The following is a 21,900-nucleotide window of genomic DNA, read 5'->3' on the forward strand; positions in this document are numbered from 1 at the left end:
GCCCTCAACTACGGGCCGGGGTGATGTCCTTGCTCCAGAGCACCGCGCCGAACAGGTTCCGCAGCGAGACCCTGAACACGCCGGTCCGCGGGTCGATCCGGGTGTGCCCGAAGAACTGGTTGCCGGCTGCCGGCGACTGGTTCGGGAAGTCGGCCGCCTTCGACCACACGACCTCGGGCCCGAACGTGCTGTCCAATGCGTTCGGCCCGAAGGTGCCGGCGTTGATCGGCCCGGCGACGATCTCCCAGAACGGGTCGAAGTCGGTGAACGCCGCTCGCGACGGGTCGTAGTGGTGCGCCGCGGCGTAGTGCACGTCGGCCGTCAGCCAGATCGCGTTGCGGACCTTGCGCTTCTTGAACTGGCTGAGCACCCAGGCGATCTCGTGCTCACGACCGCCGGGCGCACCGGGCAGACCGTTCGCGACCGCCTCGATCAGGTCACCGTCCGGGACCAGGAGACCGAGCGGCATGTCGCTGGCGATCACCTTCCAGGTGGCCCGCGACGCCGCGACCTCACGCACCAGCCAGGCGGCCTGCTCGGCGCCGAGCATCGCCACCGGGCCGACCGTCGACGGCACCGGGTTCGCGCCGCGGAACGTGCGCATGTCGAGGCAGAACACGTCGAGCTGCGGGCCGTAGCTCACCTTGCGGTAGATCCGGTCCCGCCCGCCGACGTGTTCCATCGGCAGGTACTCGAGGAAGGCCTTCTTCGCCCGCGCCGCGAGTACGTCGACCCGCTTCTCGGTGTACCGGTTGTCGGTGAGGATCTCGCCCGGGTACCAGTTGTTCAGCGTCTCGTGGTCGTCCCACTGCGCGACCAGCGGTACGTCGGCGTACAGCGAGCGCACGTTCTCGTCGAGCAGGTTGTACTTGTACCGGCCGCGGTACTCGGCGAGCGTCTCGGCGACCTTCGAGACCTCCTCGGTCACCACGTTCTTCCACACCGTGCCGTCGGCAACTTTCAGCTCGGCCTGGATCGGGCCGTCGGCGTAGATGTTGTCGCCGGAGTGCAGGAAGAAGTCCGGCCGGGTGTCGTGCATCGCCTTGTACGCGATCATCCCTCCGAGCTCGGGGTTGATGCCGTACCCCTGGCCCGCGGTGTCGCCGGTGAACACGAACGACACCGGCCGGTTGCGCCCCGGAGTGGCGAACGAACCGTCCAGCGTCTCGCCGATCCGGCCATCGGAGTCCTCGAAGCCGAGCCGATAGTCGTAGCGCTGTCCCGGGCGCAGACCGCGCAGCGGCAGCCGCGCGGTGAAGTCGTCCGCGGCGTCCGCCTTCGGGCCGCGCAGGCAGATCGCCTTGTCGAAACGCCCGTGGCTGGTCAGCTGCACGACCAGCCGGCCGGGCCGGTCGGCGCGCGACCAGACGACGGCCGAGTTCGGCGTCACGTCGGCGCTCGCGATGCCGGACGGCAGCGCGGCGCGACCACGACGGACAAGGTTCGGTGCTGCGGCAGCGACCCCGGGCACGGCGACAGACGCACCGGCGACGGCGGAGGCGGCAAGGAGTTGGCGGCGACTCAGTTTCATGACCCGAAGGTGCTCTCCGCGGATGACCGCCAGGTGACACCGGTGCGAACTGGGCGCCAACTTGCCCAATGCCCGGCGCTGGCCCGGCGGAGGACCCGCGTTGCCGGGCTGCCGCCGCCGGATCCGCCCAGGTCAGCGCCCGATTGGCGGTCCGCCGAACCCGCTTAACACGGTACGAACGCGACTGGGCGCACGACGTAACCGGGCCCGGCGACCGTCGGTGCATCAAACGATCGAGGAGGCTGCCATGTACCGAGTTCCCGATCTTCCCGAGTTGCAAGCCGCTGCCGAGCGGCTCGGCGTCACCCTCGGCACCGAGGAGGCGGCGGTCTTCCGCCTGCATCTGGGCCGGATGCTGGCCGAGTTCGACGACTTCGTCCAGAGCCGCACTCCGGAGGTCCGGCCGCCGCGGTTCCCCGGCGCGCGCGAACCCGGCTACCGGCCCGGCGCGGACGAAGACCCGCACAACGCCTGGACCTGGAAGTGTTCCGTCCCCGGCAGCGGCGAGGGCATCCTCACCGGCCGGACCGTCAGCTACAAGGACCACATCGCGGTGGCCGGGATGCCGATGGCGTTCGGCGCGCACGTGCTGTCCGGGCATGTGCCCGACTTCGACGCGACCGTCGTACAGCGCGCGCTGGAGGCCGGCGCCACGGTCGTCGGCAAGAACGTGATGAACGGGCTCGCCGGCGGTTTCGGATTCGGCGGCGGTGTCGGCGACTACGGCCGGCCGATGAACCCGCATAATCCGGACTACCTGACCGGCGGGTCGTCGTCGGGTTCCGCGGCCGCGCTGGTCGACGGAGACGTGGACATCTCGTTCGGCGGCGACCAGGGCGGCTCGATCCGGATCCCGGCATCGTGGTCGGGCACCGTCGGGCACAAGCCGACGTTCGGCCTGATCTCGCACTTCGGCATCGGGTTCGGCTCGGACCAGAGCATCGACTACACCGGCCCGATGACAATGTCGGTCCGCGACGCCGCTCTCGCCCTCGAGGCCGTCGCCGGGTACGACGGCCTCGACCCGAGGCAGACCCGTGAGGTCCCCGAGCGGTACGACGCGACGACCGGGCTGACCGGCGACGTCGAGGGCCTGCGGATCGGTGTCCTGCGGGAAGGTTTCGACGGCGCGACCGAAGCCGTCACCGACTCCGTCCAGCAGGCGATCGAGGTGTTCGAGAAGCTCGGCGCCGTCGTCAGCGAGGTGTCCGTTCCCGAGCACCTGACCATCGGCACGGCGCAGCAGGCGATGTCGGCCGAGGCGGCGCTGGCGGTCCGGGGTGCCGGTTTCTACGGCGCCTTCACGCGAACCTACTACCCCGAGGACACGATCGCGGCCATCACCCGGGCCTGGCAGCACCAGCAGGAGTTGCTCGATCCACGCGGTCTGCTCACCTTGCTCACCGGCGAGTTCAGCCGGCGGTACTGGGCCGGACGGCTCTACGCGAAGGCACAGAACGTCCGCCCCGGCTTCATCGCGGCGTACGACCGGGTGCTGGCGGATGTCGACGTACTCGTGATGCCGACGACAGTCACCCAAGCGCCGAAGTTCGAGCCGATCGACGATCCGCTGACGGCGCTCGACTCGGCGATGCGCAGTCCGGTGTCGCAGAGCGCGGTCGCGAACACCCGGCCGTTCAACTTCACCGGGCACCCGGCGCTCGCCGTACCGTGCGAGAAGCGGGACGGGCTGCCGGTGAGCATCCAACTGGTCGGCCGGATGTTCGACGACGCGCTGCTGCTTCGTGCCGCCCAGGCGTTCTCCGCCGCCGTCCCGTTCGCGGAGTGGCTCGCGGTCGACGCCGTATGAGACGTCTACCGATGTTCCGCTCCTTGCAGGTCCGGAACTACCGGAACTTCTTCTGGGGTGGGACGGTCAGCAACATCGGCGTCTGGATGCAACGCACCGCCCAGGCGTGGGCCGTCGTCGTGCTCAGCCACGGCGACGGCCTGGCGCTCGGCATCGCGACGTTCCTGCAGTTCTTCCCGACCGTCCTGCTCGGCCTTGCGACCGGGGCCCTGGTCGACCGGGTCGACAAGATCCGCCTGCTGATCGTGACCCAGGCTCTCATCGGCCTGGGCAGTGTGCTGATGGCGATCCTGGACGGGCTCGGAATCCTTACCCTGACGCAGGTTTGGCTGCTGGCCGCGGCGATGGGCATCGTCACCGCATTCGACGTCCCGGCCCGCCAGGCCGTGGTGTCCGAGCTCGTCGGGCCGGACCGGGTGGTGAATGCGATCGGCCTGAACTCAGCCTCGTTCAACGTCGCCCGCCTGGTCGGTCCGGCGCTGGCGGGTCTGCTGATCGGGGTCGCCGGTACGCCGCTGATCTTCGCGCTGCACGCGGCCAGCTCGGCCGGCATCCTGATCGCGCTGGCCAGGATCGACCGATCCGAACTGCGAGCCGGACCGAAGATCCCGGCCGGCCGCGGCGAGCTGGGAGCAGGTCTGCGGCAGGTCGCCGGCGATCCCGTCCTCGCCGCGCTGATCGTGCTGGCCGGGGTGATCGGCATCGTCGGCGCCAACAGTCTGCAGGTCGTACTGCCCTTGGTCGCGACCGAGGTCTTCGACGTCGGCGCGCTCGGCTTCGGACTGGTCACCTCGTGCCTGGCAGTCGGCGGTCTGACCGGCGCGTTGCTGGCGGCGTCGACCAGCGGGATACCGAAGTACCGCTGGGTCCTCGGCGCCGCGGCCGCGCTCGGAGGCAGCCTGGTGATCGCCTCGCTCATGCCGGTGCTCGTCGCCTTCGGCCTGGCCTTGGTGTGCTGCGGCGCGATGTTCATGTCCTTTGCCGTCCTGGCGAACACGTCCGTCCAGCTCGCCGCGGAGCCGTCGCTGCGCGGCCGGGTGATGGCGGTCTACCTCACGTGCTTCCTCGGCGGCGGCGCGCTCGGCGGTCCGCTCCTCGGATTGCTTGCAGAGCACGTCGGGCCGATGCACGCAATGACCCTGGCCGGCGTCTTCGGATTGCTCGCCGCGGCCGTCGGCACCGTCGTCCTGACCGCCTTGCAACGCCGTCCTGCAATACCGGTGAATTCCACTGTGACAATTCCGGCGATCGTTTACGAGCGGGACACCGGAATGGTCGATCACTGAAACATGACCGACCTATCTTTGATGCTGAACACCCTTCTATGACAGGGCTTTCAGCCCCGTCACCTCCGTTTGAAACCCCTCCGGAGAATCCCCTGGAAGGAATTTGAAAATGTCGATGACAATTGAGACCCGGGACACCGGAAAAGCGACGCCGGCGATCGCGCCCGCACTCCAGGTTCGGGACCTCGTCACCGAATTCCGCGGCCGGTTCGGCGCGGTCCGCGCGGTCGACGAGGTGTCGTTCACGGTGCCGCGGGGCAGCGTGCTGGCAGTGATCGGCGAGTCCGGCAGCGGCAAGAGCGCGATGCTGCGCTCGATCATCGGGATCAACCCGCCGACGACCCTGGTCACCGGGGAGATCTCGGTCGGTGGCCGGGATCTGCAGGCGATGTCCCCGCGGGACCGCCGGACCGCCCGCGGCAAGGACGTGTCGATGGTCTTCCAGGACCCGCTGACCGCGCTCGACCCGGTGTACACGGTCGAGAAACAGTTGGTCGAGGCGATCCGCAAGCATCACGAAGGCCTCGACAAGACACAGGCGCGGCAGCGCGCGCTCGAGCTCCTCGAGCTGGTCCGGATCCCGTCCGCGGCGGCCCGGCTGACGGCGTACCCGTCCGAGCTGAGTGGTGGCATGAGGCAACGAGTCGTGATCGCGATGGCGATCGCCGGCCGCCCGACCGTGCTTCTGGCGGACGAGCCGACCACTGCGCTCGACGTCACCGTGCAGGCCCGGATGATGCGGTTGTTCCGGCAGATCCAGCGCGACATCGACATGGGTCTGGTGGTCGTCACGCACGACCTCGGCGTCGCCGCGGAGCTGGCCGACGAGGTGGCGGTGATGTACGCCGGCCGCTTCGTCGAGCACGGATCCGCCGCTCAGGTCCTCACCCGGCCGTCGCACCCGTACACCGAGGGGCTGATCGAGGCGAACGTGCGGGCCGGCCAGGACCGGCGGCCGAACGCGATCCCCGGTGCCCCGCCGAGCCTCGACCAGTTGCCGCCCGGATGTGCCTTCGCGCCGCGCTGCCGGTACGCCGTCAGCGCTTGCTGGGACGACCGTCCGACGGCGCGACCGGTGGGCGACGGACATTCGAGCAGCTGCCTGCTCGTCCACGGTGAGACCGCGCTGGCGTCCTGACATGCACCCCGTCCGCCCTCTCACCTCGCTGCGCTACGCCCTGCTGGCGTTGTTGCTCGTGCTCGCCGGCTGTACGTCGGCGGCCGCGAGCGGACCGCCACCGTCCGGCGGCGAGCTCCGGATCGCCATGTCCGCGGGCAACATCCCGTTCCCGTCCACCCCGCCGAACGAGGGGTACGAGGGATACCGGTTCGTGGGCAACAACATCTACGACGGTCTCACTCGCCTGAACCTCGACCAGTCCAAGGAGCTGCCGACGCCGCAGCCGTCCCTGGCCCAGTCGTGGACCACGTCCAAGGACCTCCGTACGTGGACCTTCACGCTGCGCCAGGGTGTGCACTTCCACGACGGCACGAGCTTCGACGCGGACGCGGTGATCTTCCAGTTCGACCGGCTGCGCACGAAGACTTCGCCGTACTACGACGCGCGATCCGCCGCGAGCGCCGCCGCAGCGTTCCGGTACTTCAAGTCCTGGCGGAAGGTGGACAACCGGACCGTCGAGATCACCACCACCAAGCCGTACGCGTGGCTGCTGTGGGACCTGGCCGGCATCTTCTTCCCGAGCCCGGCGGTGGTGAAGAAGTACGGCAACAACAACTACAACCAGCACGCCTCCGGCACCGGTCCGTTCCGGATGACGAAGTACGTCGACGGCGAGGAGATGGAGCTGACCCGCAACGACGACTACTGGCGCGGCCGGGTCAAACTCGGCCGGATCGTGCTCTACCCGCAACCGGAGGCGGCGTCGCGGTTGTCGATGCTGCAGTCCGGTGAGGTCGACTGGGCCGAGGTGCCGTCCCCCGACTCGGTGCAGCAGCTGAAGAACGAGGGCTACCAGATCGAGCTGGGCAAGTACCCGCACGGGATCATGCCGCGGTTCAACCTGTTCCGCGCGCCCTTCAAGGACAACCTCGCGTTGCGGCAGGCCCTCAATTACGCCCTCGACCGGCAGGGCACCGCCGCCCTGCTGAACAACATGGGCTATCCGGCCTCGGAGTACGTGTACGACGGCAACCCGTCGTACACCAAGCAGACCCAGGGCTACAGCTACGACGTGGACAAGGCGAAGAAGCTGCTCGCCGAGGCCGGCTATCAACCCGGCCAATTGACGATCACGATGGCCTATCCGACCGGTGGCTCCGGGAACATGTACCCGGACACCATGATGCAGAAGCTGCAGGCGGACTTCGCCGCGATCGGCGTGACAACGATCCTGCGGCCGCTGGAGTGGAACACGATCATCTCGATCGGTCTCGACGGCCTGAACGCCCAGCAGTGGAAGGGCATAGACATCCTCTGGGCCTCCCCCGCCGCCGGGATGATGCCGACCGGTTTCAGCGCCAGCTTCTTCTGCAACCGTCCCGGTGGACTGCCGAACGCGACCGGGCTGTGCGACCCGAAGATCGACGCGGCACTCGGCGCGGCGAGTCAGCAGGCCGACGTCGCCTCGCAGTACCGCTATCTCCAGCAAATGATGGACGTCGCGCTGAAGAACGCCTACTTCCTGTTCTGGATGCACGACCTCAACCTGCGCGTGCTCAGTCCGAAGGTGCACGGCTACGTCCAGCCCCAGTCCTGGTGGGTGGACTTCACCCAGGTCACGGTCGAGGAGGACTGACCCATGCTGCGTGTTGCGGTACTCCGGATCGGAATGGCGATCCCGATTCTGTTCGGTGTCTCGGTGATCGTGTTCCTGCTGATGAACGTGCTGCCCGGCTCCGCCGAGGCGTCACTGGTCAGCGAGGACATGTCGGCGGCCGAGCGGCAGGCGATCCGCGCCGAGCTCGGGCTCGACGACCCGCTGCCGCTGCGGTACCTGCACTGGCTCGGGGACGCCCTCCACGGCAACCTCGGCTACTCCGTCCAGCGGCGCCGGGACGTGGCCGACCTGCTCGTCCAGGCCTGGGGCAACACCGCCGTCCTGGCGATCGTGTCCGCGGTGTTCGGTATCAGCCTCGGCCTCTGGCTCGGGTACGTCGCCGGCACCCGGCGGGGCACACTGATCGACCGGGTAACCGGCGTAGTGAGCCTGTCCGGCCTGAGCATCCCGTCGTTCTTCCTGGCGATCATCCTGCTCGCGGTCTTCGCCGGCTGGCTGCGACTGCTGCCGTCGGGCGGCGCGAACCTCAACTCCGGGCTGCTGACCGCGCTGCGGAGCCTCGTGCTTCCGGTGCTTTCCGGATCACTCGTCACCCTGGCGATCACAGCGCGCGTCACCAGAGCGAGCATCGTCGACGTCGCCGGCGCGGACTTCGTGGAAACCCTGCGGGCCAAGGGATTGACCGAGCCCGAGGTACGCCGGCACATCCTGCGGAACGCGATCTCGCCGGTGCTGACCACCTCCGGCGTACAGATCGGCGCGCTCCTCGGCGGCTCGGTGCTGGTCGAGACGATCTTCCGATGGCCCGGCATGGGTCTGCTGGTGTTCACCGCGATCTCGGCCCGCGACCTGCTCGTGGTCCAGGGCGCCACGCTGGTCATCGCGGTCACGTTCGTCCTGCTGAACCTGGTCGTCGACCTCCTGCAGGCCTGGATCGACCCGCGGGTGAGAGGAGCGGTCGCATGACCGAGGTTGTGGTTCCGACCCTGCTGGACAAGAGCTTCGGCGCCGGTACGACGGCGGCCGACCGGGCCGAGGCCGCGCGGCGCCGGGACGAGTGGCACGCGGCCCGGACCAGCGAGCAGCCGCAGTCGTTCTGGCAGGCGACCCTGCGCCGGTTCGTCACGAACAAGGTAGGTGTGGTTGCCGCCGGCATCGTTGTCCTGCTGGTCCTCGGCGCGATCTTCGCACCGTTGCTGACCAGCGCGGACCCGTTGATCGGCAAACCGCTGGAACGCCTGCAGAACCTCGGCTCCCCCGGCCACCTGCTCGGCACCGACGAACAGGGCCGCGACATGCTCGCGCGCGTCCTGTACGGCGGCCGGTTGTCGCTGCTCGCCGGTTTCGTGCCGACGATCGGCGCGGCCCTGATCGGTACGGCGATCGGCGTCACGTCCGGAATCGTCCGTGGTGCGGTCGGGACCGTGCTAATGCGGGCGATGGACATGCTCTACGCGTTCCCCGCGATCCTGCTGGCGATCGCGGTCGGTGCCTCGCTCGGTCCCGGGCTGACCAACACGATCATCGCGGTGACGATCGTCTTCGTCCCGCCGGTGGCCCGGGTGGCCGAGTCCGCCACCCGGCGGATCGTCGTCCAGGAGTTCGTCGAGGCGGCCCGGCTCAGCGGCGCGAGCACGCTGCGGGTCGCCCGTACCCAAGTCGTGCCCAACGTGCTGAACGACGTCATCGTGTACGCCTCCGGGCTGGTCGGGGTGGCGATGATCATCGCCGCCAGCCTGAGCTTCCTCGGCCTCGGATCGGCGCCGCCGGCGCCGGAGTGGGGCTACATGCTGAACAGCCTGCGCGGCATGGTCAGCGTCGCGCCGCTGGTCGCGATCGTGCCCGGCTTCTTCATCTTCCTCACCTCGGTGGCCTTCAACCTGGCCAGCGACGCGTTGCGCGAAGCCATGGACAGCCGGCTCTGAACCCCAACTCCCGAAAGGAGGAGCGATGGCCGAGTTGCTCGAACTGATCGATGTTTCGAAGACCTTCCAGGTCCGCTCCGGCGGCCACCGGGCCAGCCTGTCCGCGGTCGACCACGTGTCGCTCGCGGTCCGGCCCGGTACGACGCTGGGCATCGTCGGCGAGTCCGGCTGCGGGAAGTCCACGCTGGCCCGGGTGATCGTCGGGCTGCACCTGGCCGACGACGGCGAGATGGTCTTCGACGGCAAGCAGGTGCTGACCGGCAAACGCCGTACGCCGGCCGAGCTCAAGCAGATGCAGATGGTCTTCCAGGATCCGTCGTCGGCGCTCAACCCGCGGGCCACGATCGGCGAGTCGATCGGGTTCCCGCTGCAGGTGCAGGGCGCGTCGAAGGCGGTGATCGCCGAGCGGGTGGCCACGGTGATGCGGGACGTCGGGCTGCCCGCGGCGTACGCGTCCAGGTACCCGCATCAGCTGAGTGGTGGCCAACGGCAACGAGTCAACATCGCCCGTGCACTCGCACTGCAACCGAAGCTGGTCGTCCTGGACGAGGCGGTCTCGGCGCTGGACAAATCGATCCAGGCCCAGGTGCTCAACCTGCTCAGCGACCTGCAGGACGAGTACGGCCTGACGTATGTGTTCATCAGCCACGATCTCAACGTGGTGCGCTACCTCAGCGACGAGGTCGCGGTGATGTACCTCGGCCAGGTGGTCGAGCAGGGCAGCGCGCAGGAGTTGTACGACGACCCCAAGCACCCGTACACCCAGCTGCTGCTGTCCTCCGTGCCGACCCTCGACCCGGCCGAGAGCACCCGCGACGAGCCGGTCGACACCGCCGACAGCACGGAGATCCCGAGTCCGATCGATCCGCCGAGCGGCTGCCGGTTCCGCACCCGCTGCCCGTTCGCGACCGACATCTGCGCCGAGGTCGTGCCGGTGCCGATCCAGGTCGCCGAGGGCCGCACCGTTGCCTGCCACCTCTACTCCGACCCGATGCCCACCCCCTAGGAGGCCAACCATGCCCGAACCAGCCGACATCGTCCCGGCGCTGCTCACCGCCGCGCAGCTGACCGTTTCCGACACCGAGCTCGCCACCTTCGTCCGCGACTACCCGCTGATCCGGCAGGGCGCCGACGCGCTCTACGAGCTGGACCTCGGCGCAGCCGAGCCCGCGAGCAGGTTCGACCCGCTGGACTTCTACCGCACCGGAAAGGACGCCTGATGCTCCCAGTCACGATCAAGGACGCCGCTGCCGCGCTGCGCGACGGCAGTCTCACCTCGACCGCTCTGACTCAGCAGATCCTCGACAAGACAACTGCTCTCAACCCTGCCCTCGGCGCGTACGTCGAGATCACCGCCGACGCCGCGCTCGAGCAGGCGGCCGCCGCGGACGCCGCACTGGCCGCCGGTGACGACCACGGTCCGCTGCAGGGCATCCCGCTCGCGATCAAGGACATCATCGCGCTCGAGGGCACGCCCACCACCGCGAACAGCCGCGTCCTCGCCCCGGACTGGAACGGCGGTGTCGACGCGCCGGTGGTGAACCGACTGCGCGGAGCCGGCGCGGTGTTCGTCGGCAAGGCGACCACCAGCGAGTTCGCCATCGGGTTGCCGGACGCAACCAAAGGCTTCCCGGTCCCGCACAACCCGTGGAACGTCGAGCACACGCCGGCCGGTTCGAGCTCCGGCACCGGCATCGCGGTCGCTGCCGGTCTCGCGCTCGGCGGCCTCGGGACGGACACCGGCGGATCGGTGCGGAGCCCAGCCGCCGTCAACGGTCACACCGGGCTCAAGGTCACGTTCGGCCGGGTGCCGAAGAGCGGCGTCGTACCGCTCGGCTTCAGCCTGGACAGCATCGGCCCGATGGCGCGGAGCGCGTGGGACTGCGCCGCACTCCTGGAGGTGATGGCCGGGTACGACGCCAGTGACCCGAACTCCGCGCAGCAGCCGGTGCCGTCGTACACCGAGCTCCTGGACGGATCGGTCGACGGGCTGCGGATCGCCTTGCCGATACCGTACTTCTTCGACCACGAGCAGCTCGATCCGGAGGTGCACGACGCCGTACTGAGCGCGGTCAAGCAGCTCGTCGGGCTGGGTGCGTCCTCGTCCGAGGTAGAGCTCGCCCACGCCGCCGAGGCCAAGGACGCGAACCACATCATCCTGGTCGCCGAGGCGTTCGCGTACCACCGCAACAACCTGGTGAACCGCTGGACCGACTACGGCGAGCACACTCGCCCGACGCTGGCCCGTGGTGCCTTCTACAGCGCCGGTGACGTTGCGCAGGCCGAGCGCTTCCGGCGGTACTTCGCTCGCCAGGTCGCCGCGTTGCTCGACGAATACGACGTGATCGTCACGCCGTCTGCGCCGGTGCCTGCCGAGCGGGCAGCCGACCTGACCCCGAGCAAGCGTCTGCAAGTCCCGAGCTTCACCGGTCATTGGAACCTGACCGGTTTGCCGGCAATCGCCGTACCGGTCGGCTTCTCCACGAGTGGATTGCCGCTGTCGATGCAGATCGTCGGCAAGCCGTTCGCCGAAGGCACTGTGCTGAAGGTCGCGGACGCGCTGCAGCGGGTCAGCGACTGGCACGTCGCAGTACCGTCCGTCGACGCGCTCGTCGCGTGAGAAGGAGAGCTTCATGAGCACTGAGTCCGAGACGATGACCACCGTTCTGGCGATGGCCGGCGTGGAGCCGGCCGAGGCCGAGCTGGCGCCGATGGCCGCCGCGTTCGCCACCGCCCGCGAGAACGCCGCTCTGGTGCATGCCGTCACCGCCGCCCGCTACGAGGAGCCGGGCCTGATGTTCTCCGCCCGCCCATGACCGCCCGGACGATCTCGGCCGCCCTGGCCGCGTTGCGGTCCGGCGAGGTCACCGCGACCGCCTTGCTGGACGAGGCGATCGCGGCGGCGGATGCCCACGACGATGCCCTCGGCATCTATCTGGCCCGGTACGACGACTCCGCGCGGAAGGCGGCAGCCGAAGCCGACGCGATCTACGCGGCCGGCGACCCGGCCGGATCGCTGCTGGGTATCCCGCTCGGGATCAAGGACATCATCACCAGCATCGAGGGACCGACCACCGCACAGAGCCTCGTGCACGACCCGTCCTGGGGCGGCCAGGCGGACGCCCCGGTGGTCGCCCGGCTGCGCGCCGCGGGCGGCGTCATCACCGGGAAGACGACCACGATGGAGTTCGCCACCGGTGTCCCGGACCCGTCGAAGCCGTTCCCGATCCCGCGCAACCCCTGGAACGCGGACCACTGGACCGGCGGCTCGAGCTCGGGCACCGGGAACGGCGTCGCGGCCGGCGCGATGCTCGGCGGCCTCGGCACCGACACCGGCGGCAGCATCCGGATACCGGCCGCGTTCTGCGGTATCTCCGGCATCAAGGCCAGCTTCGGCCGGGTGCCGAAGTCCGGGTGCGTGCCGCTCGGGTACAGCCTGGACAACATCGGCCCGATGGCCCGCTCGGCCCGCGACTGCGCGATCATGCTGACCGTTCTGGCCGGGTACGACGCGAGCGATCCGTCCGCGGCGAACGAGCCGGTGCCGGATTACGAGGCCGCGCTGACCGGTGACCTCACCGGTTTGCGGATCGGCGTCGACACGCTCGCGGAGTACCGCCGCGCCGACCAGGATCCAGGGCTGGGCGAACTGCTCGACGCGGCTCTCGGCGTACTCACGGCCCGTGGTGCGACCGTCGTACCCGTGCGGCTGCCGTACTACCGCGAGCTGACCGCGGCGACCGGGATCACGTCCCGCAGCGAGGCGTTCGCGTACCACGCGCCCGATCTGCGGACCCGGTGGCCGGAGTACTTCGCGGCGACCCGGCAAGGTGTGGGTATCGCCGCGGCGTACTCGGGCGCCGACTACGTGCAGGCCCAGCGGGTACGACGTCTCGGCCAGCGCGAACTCGCGCTCTTGTTCGAAACGGTCGATCTGATCGTGACGCCGACAGCGAGCGTGGAGGCGTTCACTGTCGACGGGCTCGGCGACATGACCGAGCGGTTCCGGGCGATGCACACGTCGTACTGGAACGCGGTCGGCAATCCGGCGCTGTCGGTCCCGATGGGGTTCGGCGCCAACGGGTTGCCCCTGGGACTGCAGGTCGCCGGGCGGCCGTTCGACGAGGCGACCGTGCTGCGAGCGGGCGACGCCTATCAGCAGCAGACGGACTGGCACCTGCGGGAGCCTGTTCAGGACACCACTCAGGAGGCCACCGAGCGCTCGGTGGTCGCGGTCTGAGGCAGGCTCGGGGGCGGCCGTCCAGCCGTCCCCGACCGGCCGCCCGGTCCGCGCATCACGGTCGCGAACAGCAGGCGGTCCGAGCGCGCGTGGGACACGCTGTACTCCAGCGGGCGGCCGTCGAGAGCCCTGACCACCCGGCTCGTGTCCAACAGCGCGAATCCGACGTCGACCTGCAGCGAGGCGGCGCTGATCGGATCAGCCGGCGAGCAGCCGATCTGCAACTCGGTGTCGCCGACCGGCTCGTTGATGACGTCGGCGATCAGCTCGTACGGCGACCTGTTCAGGCTCGCCGCCGGACCGCGCAGCAGCACCGCGAACGGGTGGGCGGGCATGAACGCCGAACGAATGCTGAGCGGATACCCGTCCAAGGAGGTGACGGACTCCAGGATCACCACGTCGGCGCCGGTCCCGAGCTCGAGCCGCTCGGCGATGAAGGCCGGCGCCGGGTGCAGGCTGGCGTAGGTGTTCCGGATCGCCACCCGGGTCCCGCCGGCGTTCAGGTCCTGGGCGAGATCCCGGGACACCTCGATCCCGTGCTGCAGCGTGCTCGGCGTCAGCGCGAACGTCCCCGCGCCGCGCACCCGCTCGACCAGGCCCTGCTCGGCGAGGATCGCCAGCACGTCGCGGATGATGCCGCGGCTGACGCCGTACTTGCGGATCAGCGCGTCCTCGGCCGGAAGCGGCGTGTCGGCCCAGTCACCGCTGAGCAGCTCGGTCCTGAGCAGGTCGCAGACCCACTGCACCGTGCGCGAGCGACCGGGACCTCGACGCGAGCGCCGGCCCTGGGCGGAAGGGTGTGTCAACGGATCTCCTCCGACTCGCCGGAGCGTGAGATTTCGGGCCACGGTACTGCCGCCCGACGGGCCCACCAAGCGATATCTCGATTTCGAGGACGCGCGGGGCCGGCTTGTGCAGGGCCGGCGAACATGGTTCTGTTGAGGCCTCAGCACCTTCTTGTGACGCTGCCCCGGACCTGGTGGCGCATCGGCCGATGCACTACCTGGAACGGGGCGCTCCCATGTCATCGCTTCTCGCCGAAGACCGCGACCCCTTGCGGGCGCAGAACAAGTACACGCACCTCTACACCGACCTGCTCCGGACCGTCCGCGAACTCGGACTGCTCCGGCGGCGTCGCGGGTACTACTTCACCCGGATCGGCTTGGTGCTGGCCGCCTTCGCAGCGGTCTGGGTCGGCGTCGGACTGCTCGGCAACTCCTGGTTCCAGCTCCTGATGGCAGGTGCCCTGGCGCTGGTCCTCACCCAGGTCGCCTTCCTCAGCCACGACAGCGCGCATCGCCAGGTCTTCGACTCGGCCGCCTGGAACGACTGGACCGCGCGCCTGCTGGCCGGCGGTCTCATCGGGATCAGCGCCGCGTGGTGGAAATCGAAGCACAGCCGCCACCACGGTGCGCCGAACCAGCTGGGGAAGGACCCGGACATCGACATCGGCGTCGTCGCGTTCACCCCCGAGCACGCCGGCCGACGCAAGGGTTTCCAGGCGTGGCTGACCCGCCGCCAGGGCTGGCTCTTCTTCCCGCTGCTGACCCTCGAGGGCCTGAGCCTGTACGTCGCGAGCATCCAGCACCTGTTCCGGCGCGGAACGAGCACCGTCGAGCGCATCGAGGCCGCGATCGTGGTGACCCGGATCGCCGGGTATCTGACCGTGCTGTTCCTGCTCCTGCCGATCGGCAAGGCCGGAGCGTTCCTCGGGCTGCAGCTGGCCGTGTTCGGGGTCTGCCTCGGCGGTTCGTTCGCCCCGAACCACAAAGGCATGCCGCTGGTCCCGAAGACGATGAGGCTCGACTTCCTGCGCCGCCAGGTGCTGACGTCGCGCAACATCCGCGGCGGTCTGTTCACCGACTTCGCGATGGGCGGGCTGAACTACCAGATCGAGCACCACTTGTTCCCGAGCATGCCGCGGCCGACGCTGCGCAAGGTGCAGCCGATCGTCCGCGAGTACTGCGAGCTGCACGGCGTGAAGTACACCGAGGTCAGCCTGTTCACGTCGTACAAGATCGTCGTCGGGTACCTCAACAACGTCGGTCTGCGCGCCCGGGACCCGTTCGACTGCCCGTTGTCGTCACAGTACGGGCGGTAGCTCTTTGCCTGGCCGACCTCGCCGGGTCACGTGTCCGCAGGCGTGCCGTCATGCCAGGTCACTAGGCTGGCTGACGTGACAGCCCAGCAGCAGTACGTCAGCCTCTACACAGATCTCCTGCAGACCGTCCGCGACCTCGGTCTGCTGAAGCGGCGGCAGGGGTACTACGTCACGCGGATGAGCATCGTCCTCGGCGCCCTGGCCGCCGTCGTCGCGTGCATGGTTCTGCTCGGCAACTCCTGGCACCAGCTCTGGCTCGCCGGCGCCCTGGCGCTGGTACTGGTGCAGGTGGCGTTCCTCAGCCACGACAGCGCCCACCGGCAGATGTTCCAGTCGAACGCCCGCAACGACTGGACCGCGCGGATCCTCGCCGGATGTGTCCTCGGCATGAGCGTGAGCTGGTGGCGCAGTAAGCACAACAAGCATCACGCCGCCCCCAACCAGGCGGACCGCGATCCCGACGTACAGCTCAAGGTGCTCGCGTTCACGCCCGATGCCGTCGTCGAGCGCGGGCCAGTCGGTCGCTGGTTCGCTGCGCGCCAGGGCTGGCTGTTCTTCCCGCTACTCACGCTCGAGGGCGTCGGCCTGCACGCGTCCAGCCTGACGCACCTCCTCCGGCGCGGCGCGACCCGCGCGGACCGCATCGACGCCGCCGTCGTCGCCTCGCGGATCTCGGTGTACGTCGCTGCGCTCTACTTCCTGCTGCCGCCCGGGAAGGCCACCGCGTTCCTCGGTCTGCAGCTCGCCGTGTTCGGGGTCTGTCTCGGCGCCGCGTTTGCCCCGAACCACAAGGGCATGCCGATCGTGCCGGCCGGGATGAAACTCGACTTCCTCCGCCGCCAGGTGCTGACGTCACGCAACATCCGCGGCGGCGTCCTCACCGACTTCGCGATGGGCGGGCTGAACTACCAGATCGAGCACCACCTGTTCCCGAGCATGCCGCGACCGACGCTGCGGCGGGTGCGCCCGATCGTCCGCGAGTACTGCGAACTCCACGGCATCGCGTACGCCGAAGTCGGCCTGTTCACGTCGTACCGGGTCGTCGTCGACTACCTGAACAACGTCGGCCTCCGCGCCCGCGACCCCTTCGACTGCCCCTTGGCAGCCGAACTGCGAACCACGAGCGGCCCCTCAGCGAGCGGGCGGGATCTCGCCTGAGCCGCGGATCGTGAGCTTCACCGGGACGCGGACCGTGCGGCCGGGGCGGTGCGGCTCCGGGAGGCGCTCGGTCATCAGCTGGATCGCTGTCCTGGCCATCACGTCGGCGGACTGCGCCACCGCGGTCAGCCCGGGGCTGAGCAGGTCGCCGAGCGCCAGGTCGTCGAACGACACCAGCGCTACCCGGTCTCGACGGCCCGCGAGACCTCGCAGTACCTCCGCGGTGGTCATGTTGTTGGCCGACAGCAACGCCGTGGCCGGTTCGGAGCGGTCCAGGACAGCCGAGAGCGTGATGCCGATGCCCTCGGTGGTCGGCTCGGACAAGTGCACCAGGTCCTCGTCGACGACGATCCCGTGCCGGGCCATCGCCGCCCGGTAGGCCACCACCCGCTCGCGGGCCGTGAAGATCCGCTCGTCGTCACCGAGGTACGCGATCCGGCGGTGCCCCTGCCGGACCAGGTGGTCGATCGCCTGGTCGATCCCGCCGGCGTTGTCCGCGAGTACAGCGTCCGCCTCGATCCCGTGCGCGGGACGGTCGATCGTGACGACCGCCATCCCGGCATCGACATGCGGCGCCAGGTAATCCTGGGTCTCCCCGATCGGCGCCATGATCAGCGCGTCCGGCCGCCGCGCGACGAACTCCAGGCAGACGTCCCGCTCCCGCTCCGGATCCTCGTCGGTCAGGCCGATCATCACGACCGAACCGGACGAGCGCGCCCAGAGCTCGACCGCGCGGCCGAGCGACGCGAAGAACGGGTCGCCGATGTCACGGATCACCACGGCGATCGTCCCGGTCTTGCCGCGGCGCAGCATCCGGGCAGACTCGTTCGGGGTGTAGTTGAGCTCCTTGATCGCGGCCTGGACCTTGGCGGTCAGCTCCGGGCTCACGTTCGGTTCCTCGTTCACCACCCGGGACACGGTCTTCAACGCGACCCCGGCCCGGGCGGCGACCTCCTTCATCGTGGGCCGGCGCTGGCCCGTCCCGTTCACCCCGCTGACAGTCATCGCCGGCCCACCCTTTCCTTAGCTCGCGCCGAGGCTACACCGAGTAGTCAGCTCTCCACCACGACCGGAATGATCATCGGACGGCGGCGGTGGGTGTCGCTGACCCACTTGCCGACGACCCGGCGGATCACCTGCTGCAGCTGGTACATGTCGTCCAGCCCGCTGCCGATCGCCTTCTCGATCTCCGCCTCGATCTTCGGCTTCAGGTCGTCGAACACGGTGTCGTCCTCGGCGAACCCGCGGGCCTGGATCTCCGGGCCGGCGGTCAGCTTGCCGGTCACCGAGTCCATCACCGCGATCACCGAGATGAAGCCCTCGTCACCGAGGATCCGGCGGTCCTTCAGCGAGGTCTCGGTGATGTCGCCGACGGTCGAGCCGTCGACGAACACGTACCCGCAGTCCACCTTGCCGGCCACCACGGCCTTGCGGTCGATCAGGTCGACCACCACGCCGTCCTCGACGACGACCACGTTCTCCCGCGGTACGCCGGTCTGCACCGCCAGGTCCGCGTTCGCGTGCAGGTGCCGGATCTCGCCGTGCACCGGCATCACGTTGCGCGGCTTCACGATGTTGTAGCAGTACAGCAGCTCGCCCGCGCTCGCGTGACCGGACACGTGCACCAGCGCGTTGCCCTTGTGGATCACGTTCGCACCGTGCCGGATCAGCCCGTTGATCACCCGGTACACCGAGTTCTCGTTGCCGGGGATCAGCGACGACGCCAGTACGACGGTGTCGCCCGGCTGCAGGTGTACGACGTTGTGGTCGTTGGCGGCGATCCGGGACAGCGCCGACATCGGCTCGCCCTGCGAACCGGTCGACACCAGCACCACCTGCTCCGGCGGGTAGTTGTCCAGGTCGCGCATGTCGATCAGCGTGTCGCCAGGCACGTTCAGGAAGCCGAGATCCCGGGCCACGCCCATGTTGCGGACCATCGAACGCCCGACGTACGCGACCTTGCGGCGATGCTTCACCGCGGCGTCCATGACCTGCTGGACGCGGTGCACGTGCGAGGCGAAACAGGCGACGATGATGCGCTGGTTCTTCGCCTTGGTGAAGACCCGGTCGAGCACCGGAGCGATGTCGCGCTCGTGGGTGGTGAACCCGGGCACCTCGGAGTTGGTGGAGTCGACCATGAACAGGTCGACACCCTCCTCGCCGAGCCGCGCGAACGCCCGCAGGTCGGTGATCCGGTTGTCCAGCGGCAACTGGTCCATCTTGAAGTCACCGGTGTGCAGCACCACGCCGGCCGGCGTCTTGATCGCGACCGCGAGCGCGTCCGGGATCGAGTGGTTGACCGCGACGAACTCGCAGACGAACGGCCCGATCTGGAGCTTCTCGCCCTCGACCACGGTCTGCTGCGGCACGTTGCGGTGCCGGTGCTCCTTCAGCTTGCCCTCGAGCAGCGCGAGCGTGAGCTGCGAGCCCACCACCGGGATGTCGCCCCGCTCACGCAGCAGGTAGGGCAACCCGCCGATGTGGTCCTCGTGGCCGTGCGTCAGGACGACCGCGACGACGTCGTCCAAGCGGTCCCGGATCGGCTCGAAGTCCGGCAGGATCAGGTCCACGCCGGGCTGGTTCTCGTCCGGGAAGAGTACGCCGCAGTCCACGATCAGCAGCTTGCCGTCGTACTCGAACACAGTCATGTTCCGGCCGACCTCCCCGAGGCCGCCGAGCGGGATGACCCGCAAAGCGCCCGGAGCGAGTGGTCCGGGCGCGGAGAGATCTGGATGGGGATGGCTCATGCAATCAGTCCTGCCGTCTTGAGGTCGGTGGTGAGCCAGTCCACTTGCTCGGCGGTCGCCTCGATCAGCGGCAACCGAAGCGTCGCATGCTCGATGACGCCGGCCAGCTTGAGCGCGGCCTTCACCATGATGGCGCCCTGGGTCCTGGTCATGATCGTCTCGACGGCGGGCACCAGCCGTCGATCGATCTTCTGTGCGGTGGCGAGGTCGCCGGCCACCACGGCGTCGATCAGCTGCCGGTACTCCCGGCTCGCGATATGGGCTACCACGCTCGCGATACCGACCGCGCCGATCGCCAGTGAGGCGAGGTTCAGCTCGTCGGCACCGCAGTAGTAGAACAGATCGGTGTTCGCCAGCACCTTGGTGGTCCCGGCGAGGTCGCCCTTGGCGTCCTTCACCGCGACGATCCGCGGATGCTCGGCGAGCGTGATCAAGGTCTCGGACCTGATCTCGACACCGGACCGGCCAGGGATGTCGTACAGCATGTTCGGCAGGCCGGTGGCGTCGGCGACCGCGGTGAAGTGCGCGCGCAGCCCGTCCTGCGGAGGCTTGTTGTAGTACGGCGTGACGACGAGCAGACCGTCCGCGCCCGCGGCCTCGGCCTGCTTGGCGCACTCGATCGTGTGCGCGGTGTCGTTGGTCCCGACACCGGCGACGAGCTTGATGCCGTCACCGACGGCCTCGCGGACCGCCTGGATGACCTGGACCTTCTCCTGGTCCGACGTGGTCGGCGCCTCGCCGGTGGTCCCGTTCAGCACCAGGGCGTCGTTGCCGCCGTCGACGAGGTACGTCGCGACCTTCTGGGCGGCCTCCAGGTCGAGGGAGCCGTCAGGCCGGAACGGGGTGATCATCGCGGTCGTCAGGCGGCCGAACGGCAGTGCCGATGACACTGTCGACGAGAATGCCGAGGTCGATGCCGACGAGGGCGTGGATGCTGGCGAGGACATGGGCCTCAGATTACCGCTCCCGAACCCTGAAGAAATGGGTAGGCCTGGTGGCTGTCCGCTCGGGGGTCCGGGCAGCCACCAGGCTCACTCGTCCTATCGGGCCCCGCCCCGTAGTCGTTACAGCTTCCACCAAAAAAGTCCGGAAAAACTTCTGTGAATACTCTGCGCAAGCAATTGGCTGCATTGTGTGGAGATTCCGATGCTTTGGTCTCATCGGCGTGTCGGCACCACCCACGAACCCTGCCACGCCGGCCTACCTCACCAGTCAGCTTCAGGACTGACCGGCTAGCCAGATCGACGTTGCGTCGAAGAGGTGCTGCAACGCCTGGAGAGCGCCGGGGAGCAGTAGTACGCCACCGACGGTCAGCACCGGGACGATCACCAGGTGCTCGAACCACTTGCCGGTGCTGAAGCGCAGTGGTTTGGGGAGACGCAGCTCGTACCAGGTCTCGCCTCTGATCGGCAGCGGCCAGAGCCAGGGGCAGCCGGAGCGGGTGAGGCTGTCGCCCAGGCAGTGCACGAACATGCCGACGGCCACGGCCGCACCGATCCAGCCGCCGATCTGGCTGAGGCCGGCCTGGAGGGCGTCAGCGGCCGCTGTCCCCGGTAGTACGTCGCCGGTGCCGACGATCGACCAGCCGGCGGCGGCGATGACGGCGAGGACGATCCAGTCGCCGAGGGCATCGGCGGCGAGGACGAGGCCGGTCACGGCGACGGCTAGTACTGCCCATTTGCCGCGGTCGCCGAGGCTTGCAGCGAGCATGCCCAGGAGGATCGCGGCGACGAGCGTGTGGGTCGCGTGCCGGTGTTTGCCGGTGCTCTCCTCGTCGCGCGGACCTTTAGTCAGGTTGTAGAGCACGCCGGAGAACGCCCGTACCGCTGCCGACACCAGCCGCGTCACCGGCCCGAGCAGGCGCGACGCGCTCGCCCCCGGATGATCCAGGTCCGGCACCAGCGCGTACCCGGCCGTGGCCGCCGCGAACGGCACCACCTCCGCGACCGAGGTCAGCCCGACCAGCGGCGCCACCGCCAGCCCGGCACACCACCCCGACAAAGCATGCGACCGCCCCATCATCCGAAGCCTCACTCCCCTCACAGTCCCGCACATCCTCCCCCACCAACCCCACCACCCCCACCAGCCACGCAGAAGAACCCCACCACCCCCACGCACCACACCTCCTCGAACCTCACGCACCACACCCCCTCCAACCCCACGCCCCGTCCACCCACGCACCACACCCCCTCCAACCCCACGCCCCGTCCACCCACGCACCACACCCCCTCCAACCCCACGCCCCGTCCACCCCACGCACCACGCCCCCTGCGCCCACGTCTTTGGGCCCTCGCCAGCTCTTTGGGTCCCCACCAACCGGATTCCGCCGCCGAATTTGGTTGGTGGGGGCTCAAAGACGGCTTG

General features: G+C 69.1%; 19 protein-coding genes. 13 read left to right on the forward strand and 6 right to left on the reverse strand.

Features of this window, described 5'->3' with window-relative positions:
* Positions 1-4 precede the first annotated feature (4 nt).
* Complete coding sequence (locus ACWF0M_RS22895; protein WP_452237712.1) at positions 5-1,531, reverse strand: alkaline phosphatase D family protein; 1,527 nt, start codon at positions 1,529-1,531, stop codon at positions 5-7.
* A gap of 247 nt (positions 1,532-1,778) precedes the next feature.
* Here ACWF0M_RS22895 and ACWF0M_RS22900 point away from each other — a divergent pair, with 247 nt between their 5' ends.
* The 11 genes from ACWF0M_RS22900 to ACWF0M_RS22950 all read left to right on the forward strand — a co-directional run bounded on the left by ACWF0M_RS22900 (position 1,779) and on the right by ACWF0M_RS22950 (position 13,530).
* On the forward strand, positions 1,779-3,341 hold the full coding sequence (locus ACWF0M_RS22900; protein ID WP_452237713.1) for an amidase family protein: 1,563 nt from the start codon (positions 1,779-1,781) through the stop codon (positions 3,339-3,341).
* Positions 3,338-4,627, forward strand: a complete 1,290-nt coding sequence (locus ACWF0M_RS22905) for an MFS transporter (protein WP_452237714.1) — start codon at positions 3,338-3,340, stop codon at positions 4,625-4,627. The genes ACWF0M_RS22900 and ACWF0M_RS22905 overlap by 4 nt, the downstream gene beginning before the upstream one ends.
* A 109-nt stretch (positions 4,628-4,736) precedes the next feature.
* Positions 4,737-5,765, forward strand: a complete 1,029-nt coding sequence (locus ACWF0M_RS22910; protein ID WP_452237715.1) for an ABC transporter ATP-binding protein — start codon at positions 4,737-4,739, stop codon at positions 5,763-5,765.
* Position 5,766: 1 nt separating this feature from the next.
* Entirely contained in the window at positions 5,767-7,383 is a 1,617-nt protein-coding gene (locus ACWF0M_RS22915; protein WP_452237716.1) for an ABC transporter substrate-binding protein, read from the forward strand.
* Positions 7,384-7,386: 3 nt separating this feature from the next.
* Positions 7,387-8,331, forward strand: a complete 945-nt coding sequence (locus ACWF0M_RS22920) for an ABC transporter permease (RefSeq protein WP_452237717.1) — start codon at positions 7,387-7,389, stop codon at positions 8,329-8,331.
* On the forward strand, positions 8,328-9,290 hold the full coding sequence (locus ACWF0M_RS22925; RefSeq protein ID WP_452237718.1) for an ABC transporter permease: 963 nt from the start codon (positions 8,328-8,330) through the stop codon (positions 9,288-9,290). Before ACWF0M_RS22920 ends, ACWF0M_RS22925 begins: the two co-directional genes overlap by 4 nt.
* A gap of 25 nt (positions 9,291-9,315) precedes the next feature.
* Positions 9,316-10,296, forward strand: coding sequence for an ABC transporter ATP-binding protein (locus tag ACWF0M_RS22930; RefSeq protein ID WP_452237719.1), 981 nt, complete (start codon positions 9,316-9,318; stop codon positions 10,294-10,296).
* Positions 10,297-10,306: 10 nt separating this feature from the next.
* On the forward strand, positions 10,307-10,510 hold the full coding sequence (locus ACWF0M_RS22935; RefSeq protein WP_452237720.1) for a hypothetical protein: 204 nt from the start codon (positions 10,307-10,309) through the stop codon (positions 10,508-10,510).
* The gene (locus ACWF0M_RS22940) at positions 10,510-11,910 is read left to right on the forward strand and encodes an amidase (protein ID WP_452237721.1); all 1,401 of its coding nucleotides are present in this window, start codon (positions 10,510-10,512) and stop codon (positions 11,908-11,910) included. The genes ACWF0M_RS22935 and ACWF0M_RS22940 overlap by 1 nt, the downstream gene beginning before the upstream one ends.
* 13 nt (positions 11,911-11,923) lie before the next feature.
* Positions 11,924-12,106 (forward strand): hypothetical protein, encoded by a 183-nt coding sequence (locus tag ACWF0M_RS22945; protein WP_452237722.1) that lies wholly within the window; start codon positions 11,924-11,926, stop codon positions 12,104-12,106.
* The gene (locus tag ACWF0M_RS22950) at positions 12,103-13,530 is read left to right on the forward strand and encodes an amidase (protein WP_452237723.1); all 1,428 of its coding nucleotides are present in this window, start codon (positions 12,103-12,105) and stop codon (positions 13,528-13,530) included. The genes ACWF0M_RS22945 and ACWF0M_RS22950 overlap by 4 nt, the downstream gene beginning before the upstream one ends.
* Here the strand turns inward: ACWF0M_RS22950 and ACWF0M_RS22955 are convergent.
* A complete protein-coding gene (locus tag ACWF0M_RS22955; RefSeq protein ID WP_452237724.1) occupies positions 13,494-14,336 on the reverse strand; it encodes a GntR family transcriptional regulator in 843 nt (280 codons plus the stop codon). The genes ACWF0M_RS22950 and ACWF0M_RS22955 overlap by 37 nt on opposite strands.
* Positions 14,337-14,551: 215 nt before the next feature.
* Between ACWF0M_RS22955 and ACWF0M_RS22960 the strand changes: the two genes are divergently transcribed.
* Both ACWF0M_RS22960 and ACWF0M_RS22965 read left to right on the forward strand, forming a co-directional pair.
* Positions 14,552-15,631 carry a fatty acid desaturase family protein gene (locus ACWF0M_RS22960; RefSeq protein ID WP_452237725.1) on the forward strand — a complete coding sequence of 360 codons (1,080 nt, stop codon included), beginning with the start codon at positions 14,552-14,554 and terminating at the stop codon, positions 15,629-15,631.
* A 75-nt stretch (positions 15,632-15,706) separates the two neighbouring features.
* Complete coding sequence (locus ACWF0M_RS22965) at positions 15,707-16,789, forward strand: fatty acid desaturase family protein (protein ID WP_452237726.1); 1,083 nt, start codon at positions 15,707-15,709, stop codon at positions 16,787-16,789.
* Here the strand turns inward: ACWF0M_RS22965 and ACWF0M_RS22970 are convergent.
* The 4 genes from ACWF0M_RS22970 to ACWF0M_RS22985 form a co-directional block, all read right to left on the reverse strand.
* Positions 16,763-17,794, reverse strand: a complete 1,032-nt coding sequence (locus ACWF0M_RS22970) for a LacI family DNA-binding transcriptional regulator (RefSeq protein ID WP_452237727.1) — start codon at positions 17,792-17,794, stop codon at positions 16,763-16,765. The genes ACWF0M_RS22965 and ACWF0M_RS22970 overlap by 27 nt on opposite strands.
* Before the next feature lie 47 nt (positions 17,795-17,841).
* Complete coding sequence (locus ACWF0M_RS22975; RefSeq protein ID WP_452237728.1) at positions 17,842-19,536, reverse strand: ribonuclease J; 1,695 nt, start codon at positions 19,534-19,536, stop codon at positions 17,842-17,844.
* Positions 19,533-20,426, reverse strand: coding sequence for a 4-hydroxy-tetrahydrodipicolinate synthase (dapA, locus tag ACWF0M_RS22980; RefSeq protein WP_452237729.1), 894 nt, complete (start codon positions 20,424-20,426; stop codon positions 19,533-19,535). Before dapA ends, ACWF0M_RS22975 begins: the two co-directional genes overlap by 4 nt.
* A gap of 328 nt (positions 20,427-20,754) precedes the next feature.
* A complete protein-coding gene (locus tag ACWF0M_RS22985) occupies positions 20,755-21,570 on the reverse strand; it encodes a metal-dependent hydrolase (RefSeq protein ID WP_452237730.1) in 816 nt (271 codons plus the stop codon).
* Positions 21,571-21,900: the final 330 nt, after the last annotated feature.

This window comes from Kribbella sp. NPDC055110 (genome assembly GCF_053607525.1).

Excerpts from the sequence above, each read along its gene's own strand:
- ACWF0M_RS22935 (WP_452237720.1), top strand. The coding sequence starts at position 10,307 with ATGCCCGAACCAGCCGACATCGTCCCGGCGCTGCTCACCGCCGCGCAG.
- ACWF0M_RS22975 (WP_452237728.1), bottom strand. The coding sequence starts at position 19,536 with ATGAGCCATCCCCATCCAGATCTCTCCGCGCCCGGACCACTCGCTCCG.
- ACWF0M_RS22895 (WP_452237712.1), bottom strand. The coding sequence starts at position 1,531 with ATGAAACTGAGTCGCCGCCAACTCCTTGCCGCCTCCGCCGTCGCCGGT.
- ACWF0M_RS22960 (WP_452237725.1), top strand. The coding sequence starts at position 14,552 with ATGTCATCGCTTCTCGCCGAAGACCGCGACCCCTTGCGGGCGCAGAAC.
- ACWF0M_RS22925 (WP_452237718.1), top strand. The coding sequence starts at position 8,328 with ATGACCGAGGTTGTGGTTCCGACCCTGCTGGACAAGAGCTTCGGCGCC.
- ACWF0M_RS22945 (WP_452237722.1), top strand. The coding sequence starts at position 11,924 with ATGAGCACTGAGTCCGAGACGATGACCACCGTTCTGGCGATGGCCGGC.
- ACWF0M_RS22900 (WP_452237713.1), top strand. The coding sequence starts at position 1,779 with ATGTACCGAGTTCCCGATCTTCCCGAGTTGCAAGCCGCTGCCGAGCGG.
- ACWF0M_RS22950 (WP_452237723.1), top strand. The coding sequence starts at position 12,103 with ATGACCGCCCGGACGATCTCGGCCGCCCTGGCCGCGTTGCGGTCCGGC.
- ACWF0M_RS22915 (WP_452237716.1), top strand. The coding sequence starts at position 5,767 with ATGCACCCCGTCCGCCCTCTCACCTCGCTGCGCTACGCCCTGCTGGCG.
- ACWF0M_RS22930 (WP_452237719.1), top strand. The coding sequence starts at position 9,316 with ATGGCCGAGTTGCTCGAACTGATCGATGTTTCGAAGACCTTCCAGGTC.
- ACWF0M_RS22905 (WP_452237714.1), top strand. The coding sequence starts at position 3,338 with ATGAGACGTCTACCGATGTTCCGCTCCTTGCAGGTCCGGAACTACCGG.
- ACWF0M_RS22910 (WP_452237715.1), top strand. The coding sequence starts at position 4,737 with ATGTCGATGACAATTGAGACCCGGGACACCGGAAAAGCGACGCCGGCG.
- ACWF0M_RS22920 (WP_452237717.1), top strand. The coding sequence starts at position 7,387 with ATGCTGCGTGTTGCGGTACTCCGGATCGGAATGGCGATCCCGATTCTG.
- ACWF0M_RS22970 (WP_452237727.1), bottom strand. The coding sequence starts at position 17,794 with ATGACTGTCAGCGGGGTGAACGGGACGGGCCAGCGCCGGCCCACGATG.
- ACWF0M_RS22940 (WP_452237721.1), top strand. The coding sequence starts at position 10,510 with ATGCTCCCAGTCACGATCAAGGACGCCGCTGCCGCGCTGCGCGACGGC.